Here is a 19,751-nt window from a genome sequence, read left to right as displayed (position 1 = left end):
CATGACCGGCAACATTTCCCTCCTCACCCTCACAGTCACGGCCGCCAGCGCGCTGGCTGCGTGCCGCTTCGTCACTCAAGACGGGGCCTACCCTGCAGCTGGTGCAGCTGCCTTCGGCGTCACGCGCTCCAGCGCGGGCGGCGCGGGCGACCTGGTGCCCGTAGACGTGCAGGGCACTGCCATCGCAGAGTCTGGCGCCGCCATCACAAAGGACGCCGCCCTGATGGTGGATGCCACTGGCCGTGTGGTGCCGCTCACCGTAGGCAGCAAGTCCCCCGTGGGTCGTGCCATGGAGGCCGCAACCGCTGCGGGCCAGCCGATTGAGATCCTGCTGGTCCCCAGCGCGGGTCTCGTCTCCGCAGCGTCCTGATCGGCGCACACCCCTCATCCCAACTTCAGGAGCATTCACATGCAACAACAAACCCCCGGTCAGGCCCGTGTCGTTGACCCCATCCTCACCGCAGTTGCGCGCGGCTACCGCAGCCCGAAGGCCGCAATTGCCAACGTGCTGTTCCCCATCGTCCCTGTGGGGCTGCGTGCAGGAAAAATCCTCAGCTTTGGACCTGACGACTTCAAGCTGGTCAGCACCGCCCGCGCTCCCGGCGCAAACACGAAACGGGTCCAGTTCGGCTACGCTAGCGAGAACTACTCGCTGGTGGACCACCGGCTGGAAGGTGCGGTGCCCAATGAGTTGCAGGAAGAAGCCAGCAATGGCCCCGGCATCGACCTGTCCAGCAACGCCGTGCGTCGCGTGCAGAACACCATGGCGCTGGAGCGCGAAAAGATGGCCGCCGACCTGGCGCGCGACGACGCACGCTATGCCGCCTCCAACAAGGAAACCCTGAGCGGCACCAGTCAATGGAGCCACGCCAGCAGCGACCCTTTCACCGACATCATGGACGCGAAGGAAGTCATCCGCTCCAAGATCGGTGAAAAGCCCAACGTGCTCACCCTCGGCCCCAAGGTGCTCACGGCACTGCGCACCCACGCCAAGGTGTTGGACCGGCTGTCTACGGCCAGCGACCGTCCACCCGCAACGATCCAGCAACTGCAAGCCCTGTTCGAGCTGCAACAGATCGTTGAGGGCGAAGCCGTCTACCACGACGGCACGCAGTTCCAGGACGTGTGGGGCAAGGACGCCATCCTGGCTTTCACCACCCCCGCGAGCATGCAGGAAATGGGCTCTCCCAGCTACGGCTACACGTATCAGCTGGAAGGCCGCCCCATGGTCGAGGAAGGCTACCCGGAAAACAACACCAACAGCTGGTACTACCCGGTGACCGACGCTTATCAGCCGGTTCTGGCTGGCGCCACGGCGGGCTTTCTGTTCAAGAACGCGGCGGCCTGATCATGCCGAAGTACACCGTATGCAGCCCCATCAAACATGATGGGAAGAAGTACGCGGTGGGCGCCTCCATCGACCTGACCAAGGCCGAAGCGGAGGCGCTTCCCGATGGCACCGTGGAGCAACCGCGCGCCGACGACTCAACCGCCCGCAAGGCGGCCGAGAAGGCGGAAGCCGAACGCAGGGCTGTGGAAAAAGCAGAGGCCGAGCGCAAGCGCCGCGCCGATGCGGAAGCCGAGCGCCTGGCGGCTGAGCAAGCCGCAGCCGACCGCAAGGCCCAGGAAGAAGCCGAGGCCGCCCAAAAGGCCGAAGCTGATCGCCTGGTCGCCGAGCAGGCCGATGCCGACCGAAAGGCCGCTGAGCAGTCGGGCGCTGGCAACAGCAGCGCGCAGGGCTGACCACTGCCATGCTGGATCTCGAAGAAGACATGGCCGCCGTGTTCTACGGCCCCGACTTCGCCAACACCTTCACGCGCCAGCGGCCATCGGTCGCTGACGTGGATGTGGTGCTGATCTTCGGGGTGGTCGATGAAGAGGCTCTGGATGGCCGAACCATCGCCGCCACACGCAAGGTGCAGATGCCTGTCACGCAGGATGTCCGCGCTGATGACGTGCTGATGGCCAAAGAGGCTATCCCAGCCCTCAACATCGCCGCAGGCGCCCGGTTTCGCGTGCTGGACAACCCCCGGCGCGTGAACGACGGCATGGAGATGGAGGCGCTGCTCGGCAGCGTGTCGCCATGAGCACGCTCAAGCCCGACACCCTGCCACAGGGCGCCCCCTTCGCCATCGGTGCGGCTATCGTCGCAGCGCTGCGCGCGGCTCAGGCTCTCGACGGTGCCACGGTGTTGGACAACCCCAAGCGGGCCAGCGACCTGCAGACCGGTAGCCGCATCGTCTTTTTCGAAGATCAGGCCGACAAGCCCATCGCGCAGCCGGGTCAGTCGCAAAAGCGCACCTACGGGTTCACGGTGGGGGTCATCAACCGCACCACGAATGACCGGGAGGGCGCCCACACCGACTACCGCGCCGCCAAACGCGTCATCCGCAACTGTCTGCCGGAGATCATCAAGCTGGTGCAGATCGAGGGCCGTGGCCTTGTCGAAGGCGACGTGCTCTACCGTCTTGAAAACCTCGACGTGGGAGGCGGACTGGTGCTCGGCCTGTTCACGCTCGATTACCGCGATCCGGGCTGATACCCGCATCGAATCAACCACCCCGAGGCCCGCCACTGTGCGGGCTTCTTCGTTTCTGAAGGGAAATGACCATGACTACAACCGCACGTGCCATCCTGGCCGCAGGCCTTGTGAAGTTGAACATGTGGAATACGCTTACCCTGGCCTTCAACGGCTTCGGTGACGCGCTTGACGCGGACAAGTTCGAGATCAAGCCCAACTTCGAGGAAAAGACCAGCGAGTCGCGTTCCCACCTCGACTACGGCCAGGCCCGAGCCTCTGTTGTGCTGCCCAAGCCCACAGAGCTGACCATCGAGCTGTCCGCAGCCACTGTGGAAGCGCTCGCCATGCAGTTCCAGGGCTTGGTGCAGAACCTCACCCAAGCCTCTGGCAGCTTTGCCGCGCAAGACCTCACGATCACTGCACTCGACCAATGGCTGCCGCTGGGTAAGCGGTCGATCAGCGATACGGGTTTTGAAATCACCAACGCTGGTGACACTGTCACCTACGACCTTGGCACGCACTACGAAGTTAACTGGCTGCGTGGTCTGGTGCGCTTTCACTCGGCAGCAGCAGGGGCACCAGCCGCCGCAGCAGTAGTCAAGGTGACCGGAAACTACGGCGCGGTGGACGGAAAGAAGATCCTCGGTGGCCGGGTTACCCAGGTGCGCTGCCAGGTGCAGTTCGACGGCCAGAACATGGTGGACGGATCGCCTGTGGAAGCCGACGTTCACGAGTGCGTGCTGGGCTCCAACAACGGGTTCGACTTCCTGGGCTCCGACTTCTCCAGCATCACGCTGAGCGGAAAGATCGTCACTCCGCCCGGGAAGACCGAGGGTTACGAGATCCGCCTGCCAGGCGCTTCTACCTGATGGGTCAGCGCCGTACAGACGTCTGTACGGCGCCCATCAGCACCAGCACGGGCCATCCCACCACCACGGTGGCGATGGCCCCGCCACCCAGCGCCATCAGGCGCTCCGAATCCACCAGCAGGCCCAGCAGGGCCAGCGGAATGCCAGCGCCCACCAGGGCAATGCACCAAACCAAACCCTTCATCTGATCCTCCAACATGGCCGATCCCAAGATCAAATACGACATCGAAGCCGCCGTCAAGGGCGAGGCCGATGCCGCTTCGCTTGCCAAGACGATGCGGGGGGTTGCTGACGTCCTGGAGGGCGAACTGCAGCAGGGCGCACTGGCGGCGGCTCAGGCGTTGGAGTCACTGGCATCAAAGCAGGATGCAGTCTCCACCTTCCAGAAGCTGACCAATGAATCCGGCGCCCTCAGCATTGAACTTGCTGAGGCCGAGAGCGCAGTGCGGCAACTCGATGCCCAGCTGTCGAAAGCCAGCGGCTCCACTCAGCAGTTTGTGCGCGCAGAGATGGAGTCCAAGGCAGCGTTGGAGTCCAAGAAGGCCCAGCTCCTTGCTGCGCGCAAGGCTTACGAAGATCTGCAAGCAGAGACCACTGGGGCGGCACGGAAAACGACCGAGTACCGCCAGGCGAGCGAGACGGCCAGAGCATCCATCCAGTCGTTGTCCGCCGAGGTCAAGCAGCAGGCGCGGGCCTTGAAAGAAGCGGAGAGCAGCTCCAAGGCTGCGCAGCAGGCCGAGAATGCGCTCTCTGCGCAGTACCAAGGCAGCACAGCCGCGCTCACTCAAGTGCGCGGAGCATTGCAGGCCAACAATGCCGCACTCAGCTCCGGTCAGGAGCAGCTCAAGTCCATGGGGATTGAGGCGGCCAATCTCTCTCAGGCGGAGCGCGCTCTCGCAGCGGCTACCCAGGCGGCGCGGCAAGAGATCGCTGCAGCAGCGCCAGCCTACCTTCAGGTAGCCGCCGCCTCCACCCAGTCCACCCAGGTGCAGGTGCAAAACCAGCGCACGCTGCGCGAGGGCATGACGTCCATCAGCACCCAGCTGCAGCGCATCCAGCAGATCGCCACTGCGGCGTTGGGTGGCAGCTATGTCGGGGGCCTTGCCAAGAGCGTTGCCGACACCGCAGATGAGTTCAAGAACCTCGAAGCGCGTGTCAAGCTGGCAACTGGCGAGGGCCCGCTTTTTCAGGCAGCTTTCGCAGGCGTCACGAAAGTGGCCCTGGACACAAACAGCGCTCTTGACGAAACAGGCACCCTGTTCGCCCGCTTGGCAAAAGCCGGTCAAGAGGCGGGACAGTCCGCCCAGGTAGCCCAGCAAAATGCGCTGGGGCTCACCAAGACCATCAATCAGGCCATCCAGCTTTCGGGCGGGTCGGCCGACGCCGCCAAGGCCGCCATCACCCAGCTTATCCAGGGCCTGCAGTCGGGAGTGCTGCGCGGGGAAGAGTTCAACAGCGTCATGGAACAGGCCCCACGCCTGGCTCAGGCGCTGGCGAACGGGCTGGGCGTTACTACGGGCGAGTTGCGCAAGATGGCAGAGCAGGGCGCACTCACAGCCGACGTGGTGATGAAGTCCCTGCAGGGCCAGGCCGATGTGGTGGCTGGCGAGTTCAGCAAGCTGCCCCCCACCGTGGGTCGTGCGCTGCAGAACCTCACCACCCAGTGGACCCTCTACGTGGGCGAGTCCGACAAGGGCCTGATCTCCAGCGCCAATGCTGCCAAGGTGATCGACGCGCTGGCGAAGAACCTCGACACCGTTGTCAGCACCCTCACCGCTGCAGGCAAGGCTTGGGCCGCCATCAAGATCGCCGGGCTGGTGGCAGACTTTGCCCGCTGGGCCACCCAGATGCTCACGGCCACCACCGCGCTGGAGGCCAACACCGCCGCCGCTGTGCGCAACACCGCCGCGCAGCAGGCCAACAGTGCCGCCCAGTTGCAGGGCGCCGCAGCCCAAACGGCCAACACAGCCGCTACCACGGCCAACACAGCGGCCCGCACTGCCAACGCGACCGCGTGGGCAGAAATGGGTGCGTTCACGCGCGCTGCTGGAGCGGCCCAAGACGCGGCCACCGCAGCCACAGCCCGCAGCACCGCAGCGCTCGCCGCAAATGCGACTCAGGCTGCAGGGGCGGGCCTGGTGTGGCGTGCGTCATCGGCTCTTATTGGCCCATGGGGTATCGCCCTGGCAGCGCTAGCGCCTGAGATCGTGGGCCTCACCCGTAGCTTAGGTGAGAGCATTGCAAAGGCCGCGGGCTGGGGCAAGGTGCTGGAGGAAAACGAGCGCAAGTTGCGCGCACAAGATGGAGCGCTGAAAGATCACCAAGCAGCGTTAGCACGCCAGAACGCGCTCTATGACGAAGCGCGCAACAGGTCGTTCGATCTAACAAAACAGTCCACAGGACTGATCGCTGAATTCGACAAGCTCACCAAGTCGGGTGAATCCTCCGCCGATGCTTTGTCCAAGATTGGCAAAGACTTTAATGCCTCGAATTCAGAGGGCATTCGTGCGATGTCAGCAGCGTTGGAAAAGCTGCTCGCAGACGGCAAGATCACGGCAACGGAGTTCCAAGCTGCTTGGGCAAAGGCTCTTGATGGCAAGGACTTGGCTGTCTTCGAGGTCAATGCGCGAAATGCCTTCGCTGCGGTAGGGCAGGAAGCTGACAAGCTCCGGCAGCAATTGAATCAGGCCATTCAGAACGGAGCTTCTGAAGAGGTCGTGCGGGATCTGCGCAAGCGCTTGGAGGGTGCGCTGGCCTCGGCATCTCGTGAAGGCGAGCGCGTCGCCAACATGATGGATCAGGTGGTGCGCGCTGCAGTGCAGCGCACCGGCCTGGACTTCGATAGCCTGCAGGGCAAGATCGGCGCCGCATCGCGCAGCGCCATCAACGATCTTGATGCCGTGGTTGGCGGGCTCGACCGCCTCAAGGCCCAAGGCGTGGACACCGGCCGCGTGCTGGAGGCCAGCCTCACAAAAGCCATCGACACCGCCGACAGCCAAAAAGCGATTGATGAGGTGCGCGCCCGCGTTGAGCAGCTGCGCAAGGAGCTGGGCAACAAGGTGGCAGATGGCCTGCTCGACCAGGCGCGCGAGAAGGCTCAAGAGCTGGGTGATGCGCTCGACAAAGCCAAGCCCGGTATCAACAGCCTGCGCGAGGCGATGAAGGCGCTCGGCATCACCTCCGACGAGTCGCTCAAGAACACCGCCACGCAGGCGAAGGCGGCTTACGACACCATCGTCAGCAGCGGCAAGGCCAGTGCGCGCGAGCTGTCCGAGGGCTTCGTGAAGGCAGCAGAGGCCGCTATTGCTGCCAATAAGGGCATTGCCCCTTCCTGGGTACAAGCTGAGGCTGCAGCCCGTGGCTACACGCTGGAGGTGGATGCTGCTGGCAAAACCACCCTGCGATCCATGGCCGATGCCAAGGCCGCTATCAATGGCGTGGCCGCAGCCGTGCGCGATGCGACGGAGACGCTCCGGCTTATGGGCATTGACGCCGCCAACGCCTCCGACAAGGTCAAGGCCCTGGCTGCAGATGGGCAAGCGCTCGCCGCCGCCTTCCAGTACCGCAAGGAGCAGCGCGACGCCGACACCGACAAGTCGAAGTACATGAACCAGGGGAACATCACCTCGCAAGACCTGGTGCCCACCTTCAACTCCCTGGAAGAAGCCGAAGCCTGGAAGGCCAAGTGGCTGGAGCAATACAACAAAGAGAACAACAACGTCTTCCGCCAGGGGGGCCAGCTCGGGTCGTTCATGAAAGACCTCACGCTGTTTGAGTACAACGCCGAGCTGAAAGCGCTGGAAATCCGCAAGGCCATGGAAGACGCCAAGAAGAAGGCGGAACTGGAGGCCAACCCGCCTACATCCGGTGGTGGCACGGGCGGCGGCACTGGGGGCGGTACAGGCGGGGGCACTGGCGGTGGGACCAGCGGCCCGCGCATCGACCGCATCGTCAACGTCTACATCGGCAACAGCCGTGCCTATCCCATCCCCACCAACCAGACGGGCGAATACAGCATCAATGACCTCGCGCGCGAGGTCGTGCGTGTGCTCGAAGCCGACAAGCGGGCCGCAGGCCTGTAAATCACCATGACCATCACCCTCACAAAAGACGGCACCACCCTGGAGCTGCCCGAAGACCTCATCTGGTCCGACGAACTCACCTGGTCGCCCGTGGCCCAGTCCACCGAGCGCGGCATCTGGGGCACTCTGATTGTTGATGCCATGGCCCGCGACGGTGGCCGCCCCATCACCCTGGTGGGCGATGGCAGCAGCGCCTGGATCTCGCGCGGCGACCTGCTCACGCTCAAGGCATGGGCATCCATCCCGGGGCAGCGCTTCACCCTGGATGTGCTCGGCCAGGTGTTCACTGTCATCTTTGACCACGGCACCGCCGATGAAACCCGGTCCATGGCGATGACAGCAGTCATCGACTACAGCGACCCAGTAGACAGCGACCACTACTGCAGCTTGACGCTGCGTTTTCTTGAGGCCAGCGAAACCCCATGACCATCAACCCCAGCAACATCCGCCTGCTCGAATCCGAGCGCATGACAGACACCACCGACGGTGGTGGCCGCCGCACCAACCGCGTCATCCCTGATGGCGTGGCGGGCAACATCTTCCCCAAGGTCAGCCGCATCGACTCGGTGTATGGCCGCGTCAACCTGCGCAAGGTGTTCCCGCACATCAACACGTCCAGCCTGGACGTGTACGCGGGCGCGCACTTTGTCATCACCGACGCGCCGGACAACAACCGCATCAGCGTGCTGGCATTCAGCACGGCCAGCGACTTTGATAACCGCACCGCCGCCCGCGACCGCATCGAGAGCTATGTGATCGCCGGGCCGGAAAGCCGCATGGTGCTGTACGGGCGTCAGCTCAGGGGTTCGCAGGCCATCCTGATCTACCAGCGCGCTGAGGAGCCCTTGCCCGAGATCGGCGAGGTGTACTCCATAAGCACTGAGGTCGGTGGCGTGACCACCGCCCAGCAGTTCGTGCGAGTGCAAGACGTCGCCCATGAGCTTCGGACCCTGACCGATGATGGTGGCGAGTTTCAGCGCCGCATCATCACGCTCAAGATCGGGGCGCGGCTGCGCTATGAGTTCCAGGGCCTCGCCACTCCCAGCCGGTTTTCTCAGCAGGCCGCGTCTTCACCGGGCAAGATGCGCGTCACCACGGTGGCTGATGCCGCGCGCTACTACGGCATACAGCCCCTCTCGGTCGCCGCTTCGGCTGATGACCTGGAGCTGACCCTTGCCAGCATTTATGCGCCCATCGTGCCCACTACACAGCGCGAGGCGGTGCTGAGCCTTGTCAGCATTGCAGGGGCATCAACCGTCATCCCAGCTGCTGCCTCGCCGTTGCCAGAGCGATATATGCCAGACGCAGTGCCTGCCAATAGTGGTACGGCCACGGTGCACCTGCCTGGCGGCATTGCGCCCGGCACCTTGAGCCTGCGGCTTGTGTATTTTGGCAATGGATCGAACACCGTCACCGTACAGGCTGACGGCACCGTGCCCCCTATTGAAGCCGGGGTTTTTTTCAGGGTTGCGGGCGGTCAGGTCGATCATGCATCTGGCCTCATCACTTTGACCGGTGTGTATGGCAGCAGTGGTGCTGCGGCGCATTTGTTCGCCACCTACACGCCAGGCGGCGCAGTCTCTCAGCCTGCTCATACCAAGTCCATCCCGATCACACTTGGCACGCGCGGCACGGTGTACGCGGTGCCGCTGCTGCCAGTCCCAGCACCAGGCACGCTGATGGTGGACTACCGCGCTCTGGGCAAGTGGTACCGCCTGCGCGACAACGGTGCGGGCGAGCTGGTGGGCAGTGATGCCGCCTACGGCACCGGCACGGTGGACCCCGTCACGGGTGGGGTTGCAATCACGCTGGGGGCGCTGCCCGACGTGGGCAGCAGCTTGTTGTTGTCCTGGGGTAGCCCGGTGCACTTCGAGCTGATCAACACCGCAGCCGTGGGTAAGGCCACGCAAGCCTTTTTGCTGCCCGAGCTGCCAGTCAAACCGGGCTCCATCAGCCTTCATTTCACGGCGGGGTCCACTGCCTTCACGGTCACAGACTCGGGCGGTGCGCTGTCGGGTGGCGGTGTCACGGGTACGGTGGACTACACCACGGGTCTGTGCAAGCTGTCCTATGGCACCAAGGCGCCCAACCCCGATAGCGCCATCACCGTGGACTATGTCCAACTTGGCCCTGCAGATCCCGGCGCGCCCACGGTGCAATCGATGAACGTGCCGCTGGCCAGCGGTTCCATCGCTACCGGGCGCAGCTGGGTGGCGGGTAGTGTTGTGGTCTACGCCAGCATCACCGACCCCTTCGGCGCCCTGCAAACCATCCAGCTGCGTGACGATGGCACGGGCGTGCTGCGCGCGGCATCTGTGGCTGGGCGCGTGGAGTGGAGCCTGGGCACCACCAACAACATCGCCAACATCAACTACAGCACCGGGGTGATCGATGTCATTGGCCCGGTCAAGGCCTATGTACAGGTCAATGCGTCCACGCCCTCGGCGTCATGGTACGAAACGGTTGAAAGCTCCCACCCCCTCACGCCCAGCCAGACAGTGCAAGTCTCTGGCACCACAGGCGCAACAGCTACGGATGTGCCCCAGTCCGTCACCCTGTCGATGGCGGCTGATGCACCCCTGCAAATTGACCTCACCAGCAGCACCCGCCGCCTGGTGGTTGCTGGCAGTGTGATGTTCGACTTTGCTGGCAAGACCTACATCGACCGCAGTGGCACGCTCTATACCGATGTCTCCTACACCACCGGCAGCGGCTTGCCATCGGGCTCCATCGACTACGAGACCGGGATTGCAACACTGGCCGAGTGGGTTAGTGGCGCCACCCTGGCGCTCACCATGCGAGCGGGCCTGGTGGTGCGTGGCCGGTGGACCGCTGAGGCAGTGAGCTTCCGCACGGCGGGCAGTCCGCTGCGGCCCGCCAGCCTTTTCGTGCAATGCACAGCGGCAGACGGCGAGCTGTTGGCCTCCACCTCTGATCAAAACGGGGTCATCACCGGGGGTGGCGTTACGGGCCAGGTGGAGCAGACCATGGGGGTGGTCAACGTCCAGTTCCCCAAGCCCGTGATGCCTGGCACGCTGCGCTACAGCACCGTAGTGCTGTCCAACTTGCCGCTCGATGCGGACATCTTGGGCCTTGACCCTGTGCGTCTGCCCAGCGATGGTCGCGTGCCAATCTATCGACCGGCAGATGTGGCGCTGCTGCACCACACAGCAAGTTTTGATGCAGGCACGCCCACGGCGGGCAGCACCATCAATGTGGGCCGCACCGAGCTGGCCGCCCTGTGGATGGAGGATGCAAACCGGCTTAAGCTGTCCGAGTCCCTGTATGTCTCGGATCTGGAGGCGGGCACGGCCACCATGGCGGCCGACCTCAGCCTGACGGGCTACGTCACGCCCATCACTGCCAAGCATCGCATCGAGGAGACCGTGCTGCTCAGCGATGTGCAGATCAATGGCGTGGTGTCGCTCACTGCACCGCTGCTGCGCGACTTTCCGCTCGGCAGCTTCTTGAGCGGTGCGCTGCTGTACGGCGACCTGCAGGCCCGCGCCACCAATCTGTTCGATCAGCAAAGCTGGACGGGTGTGTGGCAAGACTCGGTGATCGGTAGTGGCGCCACCGCGCAATACAACGACATCGACCACCCGGTGGAGGTGCTCAACAACGGCGCCATTACCGAGCGCTGGCGCATCCACTTTCTGACAACCAGCACCTTTCAGGTGATCGGCGAGAACCTGGGCGTGATCGCCACAGGCACGACCAGTGCGGACGTGCAGCCAGTCAACCCCCTCACCACGCTGCCTTACTTCACCTTGCGCTTCGCAGGCTTTGGTGGTGGCTGGGCTGCTGGCAACCAACTGCGCTTCAACACCATCGCTGCGGCCCCGCCCACATGGCTCGCGCGCGTTGTGCTGCCAGGCGCAGCGCTCACCGGCGACAGCTTCGACGCGCAACTGCGCGGCGATGTGGACTGACCGCCCGGCCCACCCAGCACCCACCAACACAAGGACACACCACCATGATCTTGCGCCTCATCCCCGCGCTGCGCGCCGCTATTGCCGAGCAGTGGATTTCTTACTTTGACGCGGGCGCTGGCCCGGCCATCATCGAGTTCTATACGGGCATCATCCCCACCAACCTGGGCGACACGCTCACCACCCAGGTCAAGCTGGGCACGCTCACCTGCAGCGACCCAGCGGCCACGCAAACAGCGGGGGTCATCGCCTTTGGCACCATCACGCAAGACAGCGGGGCCGATGCCGGCGGCACCGCTGCCTGGGCGTACATCAAAGACGGCTCGGGCGCCATCGTCAACGCGGTGGATGTGTCCAACGCGGCAGGCGACGGGCTGATCAAGCTCAACACCACCACGGTGGTGGCTGGCGGGCCGATATTGATCAACTCGCTTGAGTTCACTGTGGCAGGGGCGTAAGGGGCGGCGATGGCTGGAGACCTCTACTACCCCAATGTCTCACTGCTGCTGCCCGGCAATGGGGCAGATGGCGGGACCACGTTCACCGACTTTAGCCCGACACCAAAAACCGTCACGAGGTACGGCGGTATCACCACCGAGACAGAGCAATTTCTGTTTGGCGGGTCATCAATACTTTTCGATACCTCCAAGTATCTGGGGGTGCCGTACGGCTCGGATTTTGCGCTCGGCACAGGCGATTTCGCGCTTGAGGCGCGCTTGCGCCACACCACGCTATCGGGGTACCAGACGCTGTACGACCAGGGCTATGTGGCCTCTGGGGCACTCCTTGTGCAATCCGGCAACGGCAACGGCAAATGGATTGTCTACATTGGCGGCGTGGCTGTAGCCACTGAGTCTGGCGGCACGGTTGCGGCCAATCAGTGGTACGACATCACCATCACAAGGGTGGGGACTGCGGTGACCATTCGGCGCAATGGTGTGACCGTGGCCACGGGCACGTCAAGCGCCAGCATCACATCCACTGCCAATGTGTTCTTGGGCATCGGCTCAGGCTCCAATTTTCTGAGGGCCTACAGCAACGACATTCGCCTTACCAAAGGCGTTGCCCGAAGGACGGCAGACTTCACGCCATCGTCCTTGCCGTTCCCGACAAGTGCGGTTGCCCTGTCTGGTTATGTCGAAGACGCGACCGGTGCGCCCGCAGCCCGTGTTATTCGAGCATTGCGAGAGGATACTGGTGCCTTGGTTGGATCTGTGACGAGTAACGGCACCACCGGGCTTTACAGCATATCGACCACTTATGGCGGTGCGCACACGCTCAACGCCTACCCCGCCGCCGGTGAAAACCTGCCCGCCCTCACGCTGCGCGGAGTCATCCCGGTATGAGCTACACCCCGCCCGCAGGCGACGCCGCGAATTTTTCGTGGGTGGGCGTGGCTGCGTACACGCCGCCCGCTGGAGATGCAGCCAACTTCAGTTGGGCGGCAACGGGCGTTACCGGCACAGGTGCGGGCACGTTGTCGTTCACCGGCGCGGGCGTGGGCGCCCACGGCGTTGCAGGCTCAGGTGCTGGCGCCCTGGGCTTTACCGGCGCAGGCGAGGGCGAGCACACCAGCCCATCGGTAGAGGGTGCAGGCGCAGGCACGCTGCACTTTTCCGGCGCGGGCACTGGTGCGCACGGCGTGGCGGGCGCTGGTACGGGGGCTTTGGCTTTTTCCGGCGCGGGCACTGCGGGCCACGGTGTGGCAGGTGCGGGCGCGGGCCACCTGGGCTTCGCGGGCTCCGGTGCAGCCTTGCACCTGCGCTACGAGGTGCGCGGCGAAGTGCGCCTGGCTGGCGTGCTGGTCAACCGGCGTGTGCGCTGCTACCAGCGCACCACGGGCGAGCTGCTGGGCCAGGCCGACACGGTGGCCGGGCGCTACCGCGTGCATGCTGGTTTCACTGATGCAGAGGTCTATGTGACCGCCATTGACCTGGCAGACGCAGCCACCGACTGGATACCGCCAGCAGCCAACCGGCTGGTGCCAGTGCTTGCGGACGATGCAGCATGACAGCCCAGCTCGCTACCAACACCGTCCTGGCCTATGGACCGCAGGGTGCGCGGCAGTCGGCCACGGCGGCGCTGCTTGGCTACACGCCGCCCAGCAGCTCGCGGCGCGTGGTGGCTACGTTTGCCACCCCATGGGGTAGCGCGACCGATCAAGCCACCGACTTGCACTCTCCCATGCTCCCCTCTGATGTGCTCTATGTCCACGCGCGTGCGCCTTGGCACCAGGGGGCGCCACGGCAACAGGAACAGCGCGCCCAGTGGGTGCCGCCTGATTTGCTGGACCGCGAGCGCAGCGCGCCCTGGCAGCAGTTCGCACGGCACCTGCAGGCGCTGGCTGTCAGTCCCTGGGGTGCCCCTCGCACTGCAGACAAGGCAGAACGGGGGCCTTGGGGTGAGTTTGGCGGGCGCCCCACGCTGGATGCCCTGGCCGCATGGGTGCCCGGGCGGGTGTCAGACCAGCAATCCGCAAGCCCGTGGGGTCAGTTCGCACGCCGCCCCGCGCTGGCCGTGCGGCCTCGCTGGGCCACTGCCCACCGCGCTGACGCGCAGCGGTGGATTCCGTGGGTGCGGTTTGGGCGCGTGCTGGACCCCGGCTGGGGTGTTGTCACGCCACCGGGCAGCGTAGACGAGCCGATTTATCAGATCCCACTTTTGAGGTGCTATGTGACAGTCCATTCCATTCAGGCAGAGCTACTGCCCAGCCTTGAGCGCGTGCAGCTCAGCGGCGTGTCGATCGCATCCAACGATGACGGCTTTGGCTGGACGTTGAGCGCCACAGGTCCCGAGCATCTGATTGATCAGCTCGCCCTGGTGGGTGGACTGCCCGCTCGCGTGCGTGTGACCATTGACGGCATCGACTGGGTGTTTGCCGTGGACCCGCCAGAGCGCACCCGCAAGTTTGCCGATCGCAAGGTATCTGTCGTCGGCCAGAGCGTCACGGCGCTGCTCGGCGACCCTTACCTGCCTGCCTCCAACTGGGACAACTCTGCAGCACCTTTCACGGCGCAGCAGTTGGTGGCGCAGGCGCTGGAGTTCACGGGCGTGGATATCGACTGGGGCATCACTGACTGGCTGGTGCCAGCCGGTGCATGGAGCTTTCAGGGCACGCCCCTGGCCGTGGCCCAGCGGGTGGCCGAGGCGGTGGGTGCGGTCGTGCGCAGCCACCGCACCGACGAAACCCTGCAGTTCGCGCCGCGCTACCCTGCCTTGCCTTGGGAATGGGATGCCACCCCGCTCGATGTCCAGATGCCCGGGCAGCTCATGACGTCAGACAGCCTGCAGAACCGCCGCAACCCCGACTGGGAGGCCGTGTATGTGCTGGGTCAGGTCCACGGGCAGAAGGGCCACGTGGTGCGCACTGGCACCGCTGGCGCAGTGCTGGCCCCGCAGGTGATCGACTCGCTCATCACCCACCCCGATGCTGTCCGCCAGCGCGGCAGCGCGGTGCTGGGGGCTGCAGGCCGTGGCTACACCCAGAGCATGACGGTGCCGCTGCTGACAGGCGAGTCCTACCCCGGGCTGATCCTGCCCGGCTATCTGCTGCAGGTGGATGAGCCCGGCCTAAGCTGGCGCGGCCTGGTGCGCGGCATCACGATCACCGAGTCCGCGCCCACTGTGCGCCAGCAGCTAGTTGTGGAGCGCAAAGCATGAGCAAGACCAATCTGTTCCGCCGCCTGCAGGAGCTGCTGCCCGATGACCCGCAGCTCACTGGAGAGATCACCGGGAGCCTGGGCGATGGCCGCGTGCGCATCGAGCTGCCTGGAGGCGGTGCGCTCGAAGCCCTCAACCCGTCCGGCCTGGCTGTCGGCGCCTGGGTCTATGTGAAAGGCGGCGCCATCATCGGCGAGGCCCCTGATCTGCCCTATGTGCTGATCGAGATCTAGCTACCGCAACCCCGTTACCCCGCGCCCGCCCGTGGCAACACAGGCGGGCTTTTTGTTGTCCGCAACCCCCGAAAGGAGAACCCTATGAACCCCCTCAAGCGTTGGCGCTGGTGGGCCGTGCTGGCTTTGCCGGTGGCCGTCATCGCCCTCAACTCGTTTGGCCCCGATGGCTGGCGCGACCCGCTCGTGAAGCTGATCTGGCTGTCGTGGACGGCCATCTGCGTGGCACTGGCCCACAGCGCGCGCAAGGCGCTGTTTGACTATGCCCACGGGCGTGAGGCCTGGCTGAAGGCCATCCAGCACCCCATTGGCGCCGGGCTGGCCTTCCTGGGGCTGTGCTTTCTGGCTGGGGTGCTGGTGCTGGCCTTCACGGGCTTCGCCCGCGCGCAGCCCGTGCCTGCCGCTGCCCAGGCGCTGGCGCCCTTGGTGACGCAGGAGATCGCCCAGCACTGGCCCCAGGCGCCCCGGCGCAGCTACGTGGGCGCGCTGATCGAGAAAGAAAGCTGCATCAGCCTGGAGCACCGCACCTGCTGGAGCACGGCGGCCAGGCTCAAGACCAGCCGGGAAGAGGGCGCAGGCCTGGGCCAGATCACGCGGGCCTGGGGGGCGTCTGGCGCCCTGCGGTTTGATGCGCTGGCCGAGACCGTAGGCATGGACCCGCGCGCCCTGCAGGAACTGACCTGGGACAACGTGTACACCCGTGCCGACCTGGGCGTGCGCGCCATCCTGGTCAAGCTGCGCGACTGCCACCGGCGCTTTCAGCAGCTGGGCATTGATGACGACATGGCCCGCCTGGCGTTCTGCGATGCGGCCTACAACGGCGGCCTGGGTGGCGTGCAGCAAGAGCGGCAGCTTTGCGCCCTGACTGCCGGGTGCGACCCGGCGCAGTGGTTCGGCCACGTGGAGAACCACAGCAACAAGAGCCGCGCCAAGTGGCAGGGCTATGGCGCAAGCGCTTTCGACATCAACCGCGCTCACGTACGCGCCACCGTGCTGCTGGAGCCCAGGCGCTGGCGGTATGCGCAGTGGCTGGGGGTGTAGCCATGCCGCGCATCGACACTGACTTTGAAGGCCAGCGCTACGTTTCTTTTCAGTGCCCTGGCTGTGGTCAAGACCACTGCTTGCCTGTGACCGGCTCCGGTGCTTGGGCATTCAACGGAGACATCGAGCGGCCCACGCTGACGCCCTCCATCCTCGCAAAGGGCCTGAAGGTCAAGTTGGGGCCGGATGGTAAATGGAATGGCGAATGGGAGCGTGGTGCAGACGGTAAGCCGCTGCCCAACGTGTGCCATTCGTTCGTGACGGATGGGCGCATCCAGTTCCTCACCGACAGCAACCACGCTTTGGCGGGGCAGACGGTGGATCTGCCAGAAGTGGAGGCGTGATGCTGGACAAGATCAGAGCCTACGGCTTCCAGGTCCTGGCGCTGGCCCTGCTGGCGCTGGCCATCTACCTCGGCTTCCAACTCTACGAAGCACGGCTCGATGCCGAGAAGTCGCGCAGCGCCTTGTCAGCCGAGCAGACCTCCCGCGCCCGGGAGAACACCGAGCGCATGCGGGTGGCTCTTGACGACGCCCGCGCCACCTTCCGCAAGGGCGAGATCCACGCCCGCAATCAACAGGAGATAGCCGATGCCCATGCAAAACAAGAACGTGCCCGCGCTGCTGCTCTGGCTGCTGCCGCTGCTGATGGTGAGCGCCTGCGCGACCAGGTCAGAGCCTTTGCCGCCGCCTGTGGTGGGGGAGAAGCCCAGACCGTTGCCGCTGCCATCAGCGATTGCCGAGATCGAGCCGCCACCCTCGGGGCACTATACGAAGCTGCTGACCGACAGGCGGGAGACTTCGCGGCAGCGGCTGAAAAGCACGCCGACGAGATCCGCACCCTCAAGCGGGTCATCGTCAACGAACGGACGCTGACTCAATGAGCACGCCCGCCAGCTCTGCGCCCCGGGGCCGAAAGGCCGGGCGCCGCAAGCAGCAGCGCCTGCAGCACGAGCTGCGCGAACGGCAGCGGGAGATCGAGGAGCGCGTCTCCCGATCCGCAGCACCCCGCGACGACGACGCGCCACCTCCGCGCATCGACTGAAGCCTCTTTGGGGTCCGTACACATCCTATTACGATGCGTTGTACCAATCAGAGGAGGAGACGGATGGCTGGAGCGGCGAAGATTAAGCAAGCGAGCGCGCGCGCATTGGCTTTCGCAAAATCGAATTACTGCATTTTCTGCGGCGGGGTGGTAGATGGCACAACTGTTGATCATTGCCCTCCTCGATCCATATTTGTAAATCGCGAGTGGCCTGAAAATTTTGTATTCCCGGCGTGCGTGACGTGTAACGCTGGGTCTAGGGAGGCAGAAAACGTGCTGGGTTTCCTTACTCGGCTTTACTCTGCAAAGGAGGGTGAAAACGAGGTGCAGGAGTTCGAAAAATACGTCAAAACTCTACGAGCTAACTATCCGCAGGAGATGCGGCAAATGACCAAAATGCCAATATCAGCGCGAAGACAGTTTGTTCGTCAAAACGAGCTGGTGCTTCCGCCCGGGGCAACCCACTTGGACATACCGATTGTTCACATCCCCCGGCTGTGGGTAGATTTGGTCGAAGGTTTTGGGGCGAAGTTAACCAAAGGTATCCACTTTCACGAGACTGGAAGAGTCTGTCCGCCCCAGAGCGATGTGTGGTCCTACATGATTCCCAATGCGGCTGAAGTTAAGACGCCATTTTCGCCTGAGATATTGCAAGCGATGGGGCGCACGCACAATCTCGTGAGGTCCAAAAAAGATCTTTCCGATCAGTTTGGCTATTTGACAGAACGTACGGAAGACGGAAGTGCGGCCCTTTACGTATATCAGTTCAACCAGTCTTTCAAACTTATGAGCCTCTACCACGATGATGGGCATGTGGTGCACGATGTGGCGCAGAAGTGGAACGCGGGAGGATTTAAGGCCGTGCAGTGAAGTGCTTAGGTGTCTCAGAACGGCGCTGGCGACTCCACCACCTCCACCGGCCCGATTCCGCGATACAGCACTTCACCCGTGTGTTTGACGGTCACAGTCCAGCGGTCTGGCTCCACCTGCTCCACCAGATAGGCCGCGGCCTCCAGCGGCAGCACTAACTCATCAGGCATGCCACCGTACCAGGTCGGCGTGCGCAGCAGGGTAGGGTAGAGGATGGGGTTACTCATGGCGTTGGCTCCACTGATACGGGGCCGCGCCCCTGGTAGACGATGCGGTGTGGGCTGGTGGCTGTCGAGGTCACAGTCCAGACGTCACCCAACTCGCTGATCTGGTACAGCGCGGCTTCATGGGGGAGGGGCACGAAGTCATCCTCCTGCGGCACAGTCTTCGGCCGATTCAGTCGGGATAGGCGCACAGGCGCCGTGCCCATACCTCGGCACACCAGATCGATGTTGGCCTGGTCGATCTCGCAAGGCTGGTCCCGGATGAGAACATCTTCCCTGGTGTTGTCCAGGCGCACAGCGTCGGGCGATGCCTTGCGGGCCTGCTCCTCGGTCATCTTGATGCTTGACGTGACCATGCGCCCTCCCCACTTGTATCGCCAGGAGTAGCGGACTTCGATTTTCATGCTGTTCTCCAAAACACTGTTAAAGCATACAGTGTTTCTATTTCGCCCGTCCAGCGGTTGGCTGCATGCGAAAATGGGGCTATCGTGGCGCTGAGAGGTAGCGCCCAAGAAGAAACGGTCCCCCCAATTTCCCCCCGGAATCGGCGCCAAAGCCAATAGGCATGCGGCAATCCGACCCCGGCTCGGGGCACCACTACGATTCAATCATGTCAAGTTACAACGCTCCCTTCGAAATCCACGTCCACGGACAGGTTCTCTTGCGTGCTGATGTCAGTTTTGACCAGCTCCAGGAGGCGCTCAAACCCCTGTGGAAGTACGCTGGAGCCCGTTCGCTGGCCGATGGCGCGGCCAGTGCTTATGAGGAAGAACCTGGCATCAAGTACGACGCGCAGGAGCACTTGCTGCAGATGTGCTGGACGGTACGGGGTGACGAGGATTTCCGCCAGTCGCTCGACGAGATGTGCATGAGCCTCAATGAGCTGGCGGAGCAAGGCGCGGCCATCGAGGTCACCTTCTACGACACCGACTTTGATGAAGACGAAGAAGAGCAGGGCGCCGAGTCGCGCGATGACTTCGTGATGCTTTTCGTCGGCCCCACGCCCGCTGCCATCATGCAGGTGCAGCGTGATCTGCTGGTGCAAGACGTGGTGAACATGATGGAGCGCCACTTTGATGGCGCCGAGTTAGGGGGCGTGGTTGCAGAGATCGACAAGCTGTTCAGCCAGCGCTTTGATGCCCTGGTGAACTCCCTGGAGATCGGCAAGCCCCCGCGTGGCCCCGGCGGCCCAGGTGGTGGTCACGGCGGTGGCGGTGGCCGTCGTCCGCGCCACTTGCACTGACCTGCGTGGGCGTGCTGCGCTGAGTGGTGGTG

23 protein-coding genes are annotated in these 19,751 nt (G+C 64.1%); 20 read left to right on the top strand and 3 right to left on the bottom strand.

Going from position 1 to position 19,751, the window contains the following annotated elements:
- Nucleotide 1 precedes the first annotated feature (1 nt).
- From IB236_RS17465 to IB236_RS17440, 6 genes are all read left to right on the top strand, one after another.
- Nucleotides 2-370 (top strand): capsid cement protein, encoded by a 369-nt coding sequence (locus tag IB236_RS17465; RefSeq protein WP_192421599.1) that lies wholly within the window; start codon nucleotides 2-4, stop codon nucleotides 368-370.
- Nucleotides 371-409: 39 nt separating this feature from the next.
- The gene (locus tag IB236_RS17460; protein WP_192421598.1) at nucleotides 410-1,348 is read left to right on the top strand and encodes a major capsid protein; all 939 of its coding nucleotides are present in this window, start codon (nucleotides 410-412) and stop codon (nucleotides 1,346-1,348) included.
- 2 nt (nucleotides 1,349-1,350) lie between these two features.
- The gene (locus tag IB236_RS17455) at nucleotides 1,351-1,743 is read left to right on the top strand and encodes a hypothetical protein (RefSeq protein ID WP_192421597.1); all 393 of its coding nucleotides are present in this window, start codon (nucleotides 1,351-1,353) and stop codon (nucleotides 1,741-1,743) included.
- Nucleotides 1,744-1,751: 8 nt separating this feature from the next.
- Entirely contained in the window at nucleotides 1,752-2,087 is a 336-nt protein-coding gene (locus tag IB236_RS17450) for a hypothetical protein (RefSeq protein WP_192421596.1), read from the top strand.
- A complete protein-coding gene (locus IB236_RS17445; RefSeq protein WP_192421595.1) occupies nucleotides 2,084-2,539 on the top strand; it encodes a hypothetical protein in 456 nt (151 codons plus the stop codon). Before IB236_RS17450 ends, IB236_RS17445 begins: the two co-directional genes overlap by 4 nt.
- A 71-nt stretch (nucleotides 2,540-2,610) precedes the next feature.
- Nucleotides 2,611-3,390, top strand: a complete 780-nt coding sequence (locus IB236_RS17440; protein ID WP_192421594.1) for a hypothetical protein — start codon at nucleotides 2,611-2,613, stop codon at nucleotides 3,388-3,390.
- 4 nt (nucleotides 3,391-3,394) lie between these two features.
- On the opposite strand, the gene IB236_RS17435 is transcribed toward IB236_RS17440, so the two are convergent.
- On the bottom strand, nucleotides 3,395-3,574 hold the full coding sequence (locus IB236_RS17435) for a hypothetical protein (protein WP_192421593.1): 180 nt from the start codon (nucleotides 3,572-3,574) through the stop codon (nucleotides 3,395-3,397).
- Between the two features lie 13 nt (nucleotides 3,575-3,587).
- On the opposite strand from IB236_RS17435, the gene IB236_RS17430 reads away from it, so the two are divergent.
- The 13 genes from IB236_RS17430 to IB236_RS17370 all read left to right on the top strand — a co-directional run bounded on the left by IB236_RS17430 (nucleotide 3,588) and on the right by IB236_RS17370 (nucleotide 18,252).
- Entirely contained in the window at nucleotides 3,588-7,472 is a 3,885-nt protein-coding gene (locus tag IB236_RS17430; RefSeq protein WP_192421592.1) for a tape measure protein, read from the top strand.
- A gap of 6 nt (nucleotides 7,473-7,478) precedes the next feature.
- Complete coding sequence (locus tag IB236_RS17425) at nucleotides 7,479-7,898, top strand: hypothetical protein (RefSeq protein ID WP_192421591.1); 420 nt, start codon at nucleotides 7,479-7,481, stop codon at nucleotides 7,896-7,898.
- Entirely contained in the window at nucleotides 7,895-11,404 is a 3,510-nt protein-coding gene (locus IB236_RS17420) for a hypothetical protein (protein ID WP_192421590.1), read from the top strand. The genes IB236_RS17425 and IB236_RS17420 overlap by 4 nt, the downstream gene beginning before the upstream one ends.
- A gap of 44 nt (nucleotides 11,405-11,448) precedes the next feature.
- Nucleotides 11,449-11,862: a hypothetical protein gene (locus IB236_RS17415; protein WP_192421589.1), complete on the top strand. Its 414-nt coding sequence runs from the start codon at nucleotides 11,449-11,451 to the stop codon at nucleotides 11,860-11,862.
- Nucleotides 11,863-11,871: 9 nt separating this feature from the next.
- Nucleotides 11,872-12,750: a LamG-like jellyroll fold domain-containing protein gene (locus IB236_RS17410; RefSeq protein ID WP_192421588.1), complete on the top strand. Its 879-nt coding sequence runs from the start codon at nucleotides 11,872-11,874 to the stop codon at nucleotides 12,748-12,750.
- Nucleotides 12,747-13,415 (top strand): hypothetical protein, encoded by a 669-nt coding sequence (locus tag IB236_RS17405; protein WP_192421587.1) that lies wholly within the window; start codon nucleotides 12,747-12,749, stop codon nucleotides 13,413-13,415. The genes IB236_RS17410 and IB236_RS17405 overlap by 4 nt, the downstream gene beginning before the upstream one ends.
- The gene (locus tag IB236_RS17400) at nucleotides 13,412-15,064 is read left to right on the top strand and encodes a hypothetical protein (protein WP_192421586.1); all 1,653 of its coding nucleotides are present in this window, start codon (nucleotides 13,412-13,414) and stop codon (nucleotides 15,062-15,064) included. The genes IB236_RS17405 and IB236_RS17400 overlap by 4 nt, the downstream gene beginning before the upstream one ends.
- Nucleotides 15,061-15,297 carry a hypothetical protein gene (locus IB236_RS17395; RefSeq protein ID WP_192421585.1) on the top strand — a complete coding sequence of 79 codons (237 nt, stop codon included), beginning with the start codon at nucleotides 15,061-15,063 and terminating at the stop codon, nucleotides 15,295-15,297. The genes IB236_RS17400 and IB236_RS17395 overlap by 4 nt, the downstream gene beginning before the upstream one ends.
- 84 nt (nucleotides 15,298-15,381) lie before the next feature.
- Entirely contained in the window at nucleotides 15,382-16,338 is a 957-nt protein-coding gene (locus IB236_RS17390) for a hypothetical protein (protein WP_192421584.1), read from the top strand.
- A gap of 2 nt (nucleotides 16,339-16,340) precedes the next feature.
- On the top strand, nucleotides 16,341-16,682 hold the full coding sequence (locus IB236_RS17385) for a DUF6527 family protein (protein ID WP_192421583.1): 342 nt from the start codon (nucleotides 16,341-16,343) through the stop codon (nucleotides 16,680-16,682).
- Nucleotides 16,682-17,221 carry a hypothetical protein gene (locus tag IB236_RS17380; RefSeq protein WP_192421582.1) on the top strand — a complete coding sequence of 180 codons (540 nt, stop codon included), beginning with the start codon at nucleotides 16,682-16,684 and terminating at the stop codon, nucleotides 17,219-17,221. The genes IB236_RS17385 and IB236_RS17380 overlap by 1 nt, the downstream gene beginning before the upstream one ends.
- Nucleotides 17,218-17,382, top strand: a complete 165-nt coding sequence (locus IB236_RS17375) for a hypothetical protein (protein ID WP_192421581.1) — start codon at nucleotides 17,218-17,220, stop codon at nucleotides 17,380-17,382. Before IB236_RS17380 ends, IB236_RS17375 begins: the two co-directional genes overlap by 4 nt.
- Nucleotides 17,383-17,445: 63 nt before the next feature.
- On the top strand, nucleotides 17,446-18,252 hold the full coding sequence (locus tag IB236_RS17370; protein ID WP_192421580.1) for a hypothetical protein: 807 nt from the start codon (nucleotides 17,446-17,448) through the stop codon (nucleotides 18,250-18,252).
- A gap of 14 nt (nucleotides 18,253-18,266) precedes the next feature.
- On the opposite strand, the gene IB236_RS17365 is transcribed toward IB236_RS17370, so the two are convergent.
- Both IB236_RS17365 and IB236_RS17360 read right to left on the bottom strand, forming a co-directional pair.
- The gene (locus tag IB236_RS17365; protein ID WP_192421579.1) at nucleotides 18,267-18,479 is read right to left on the bottom strand and encodes a hypothetical protein; all 213 of its coding nucleotides are present in this window, start codon (nucleotides 18,477-18,479) and stop codon (nucleotides 18,267-18,269) included.
- Complete coding sequence (locus tag IB236_RS17360) at nucleotides 18,476-18,880, bottom strand: hypothetical protein (RefSeq protein WP_192421578.1); 405 nt, start codon at nucleotides 18,878-18,880, stop codon at nucleotides 18,476-18,478. Before IB236_RS17360 ends, IB236_RS17365 begins: the two co-directional genes overlap by 4 nt.
- Nucleotides 18,881-19,086: 206 nt before the next feature.
- Here IB236_RS17360 and IB236_RS17355 point away from each other — a divergent pair, with 206 nt between their 5' ends.
- Complete coding sequence (locus IB236_RS17355; protein ID WP_056064478.1) at nucleotides 19,087-19,719, top strand: DUF6806 family protein; 633 nt, start codon at nucleotides 19,087-19,089, stop codon at nucleotides 19,717-19,719.
- Nucleotides 19,720-19,751: the final 32 nt, after the last annotated feature.

Source organism: Acidovorax sp. ACV02 (assembly GCF_014851475.1).
In the GTDB taxonomy this organism is placed as follows: domain Bacteria; phylum Pseudomonadota; class Gammaproteobacteria; order Burkholderiales; family Burkholderiaceae_C; genus Acidovorax; species Acidovorax delafieldii.
This window is presented reverse-complemented; position numbering and strand designations above follow the sequence as displayed.

Excerpts from the sequence above, each read along its gene's own strand:
- IB236_RS17425 (WP_192421591.1), top strand. The coding sequence starts at position 7,479 with ATGACCATCACCCTCACAAAAGACGGCACCACCCTGGAGCTGCCCGAA.
- IB236_RS17455 (WP_192421597.1), top strand. The coding sequence starts at position 1,351 with ATGCCGAAGTACACCGTATGCAGCCCCATCAAACATGATGGGAAGAAG.
- IB236_RS17365 (WP_192421579.1), bottom strand. The coding sequence starts at position 18,479 with ATGAGTAACCCCATCCTCTACCCTACCCTGCTGCGCACGCCGACCTGG.
- IB236_RS17460 (WP_192421598.1), top strand. The coding sequence starts at position 410 with ATGCAACAACAAACCCCCGGTCAGGCCCGTGTCGTTGACCCCATCCTC.
- IB236_RS17465 (WP_192421599.1), top strand. The coding sequence starts at position 2 with ATGACCGGCAACATTTCCCTCCTCACCCTCACAGTCACGGCCGCCAGC.
- IB236_RS17440 (WP_192421594.1), top strand. The coding sequence starts at position 2,611 with ATGACTACAACCGCACGTGCCATCCTGGCCGCAGGCCTTGTGAAGTTG.
- IB236_RS17430 (WP_192421592.1), top strand. The coding sequence starts at position 3,588 with ATGGCCGATCCCAAGATCAAATACGACATCGAAGCCGCCGTCAAGGGC.
- IB236_RS17420 (WP_192421590.1), top strand. The coding sequence starts at position 7,895 with ATGACCATCAACCCCAGCAACATCCGCCTGCTCGAATCCGAGCGCATG.
- IB236_RS17390 (WP_192421584.1), top strand. The coding sequence starts at position 15,382 with ATGAACCCCCTCAAGCGTTGGCGCTGGTGGGCCGTGCTGGCTTTGCCG.
- IB236_RS17410 (WP_192421588.1), top strand. The coding sequence starts at position 11,872 with ATGGCTGGAGACCTCTACTACCCCAATGTCTCACTGCTGCTGCCCGGC.
- IB236_RS17395 (WP_192421585.1), top strand. The coding sequence starts at position 15,061 with ATGAGCAAGACCAATCTGTTCCGCCGCCTGCAGGAGCTGCTGCCCGAT.
- IB236_RS17445 (WP_192421595.1), top strand. The coding sequence starts at position 2,084 with ATGAGCACGCTCAAGCCCGACACCCTGCCACAGGGCGCCCCCTTCGCC.
- IB236_RS17360 (WP_192421578.1), bottom strand. The coding sequence starts at position 18,880 with ATGAAAATCGAAGTCCGCTACTCCTGGCGATACAAGTGGGGAGGGCGC.
- IB236_RS17375 (WP_192421581.1), top strand. The coding sequence starts at position 17,218 with ATGAGCACGCCCGCCAGCTCTGCGCCCCGGGGCCGAAAGGCCGGGCGC.
- IB236_RS17450 (WP_192421596.1), top strand. The coding sequence starts at position 1,752 with ATGCTGGATCTCGAAGAAGACATGGCCGCCGTGTTCTACGGCCCCGAC.
- IB236_RS17405 (WP_192421587.1), top strand. The coding sequence starts at position 12,747 with ATGAGCTACACCCCGCCCGCAGGCGACGCCGCGAATTTTTCGTGGGTG.
- IB236_RS17370 (WP_192421580.1), top strand. The coding sequence starts at position 17,446 with ATGGCTGGAGCGGCGAAGATTAAGCAAGCGAGCGCGCGCGCATTGGCT.
- IB236_RS17435 (WP_192421593.1), bottom strand. The coding sequence starts at position 3,574 with ATGAAGGGTTTGGTTTGGTGCATTGCCCTGGTGGGCGCTGGCATTCCG.
- IB236_RS17415 (WP_192421589.1), top strand. The coding sequence starts at position 11,449 with ATGATCTTGCGCCTCATCCCCGCGCTGCGCGCCGCTATTGCCGAGCAG.
- IB236_RS17380 (WP_192421582.1), top strand. The coding sequence starts at position 16,682 with ATGCTGGACAAGATCAGAGCCTACGGCTTCCAGGTCCTGGCGCTGGCC.
- IB236_RS17355 (WP_056064478.1), top strand. The coding sequence starts at position 19,087 with ATGTCAAGTTACAACGCTCCCTTCGAAATCCACGTCCACGGACAGGTT.
- IB236_RS17385 (WP_192421583.1), top strand. The coding sequence starts at position 16,341 with ATGCCGCGCATCGACACTGACTTTGAAGGCCAGCGCTACGTTTCTTTT.
- IB236_RS17400 (WP_192421586.1), top strand. The coding sequence starts at position 13,412 with ATGACAGCCCAGCTCGCTACCAACACCGTCCTGGCCTATGGACCGCAG.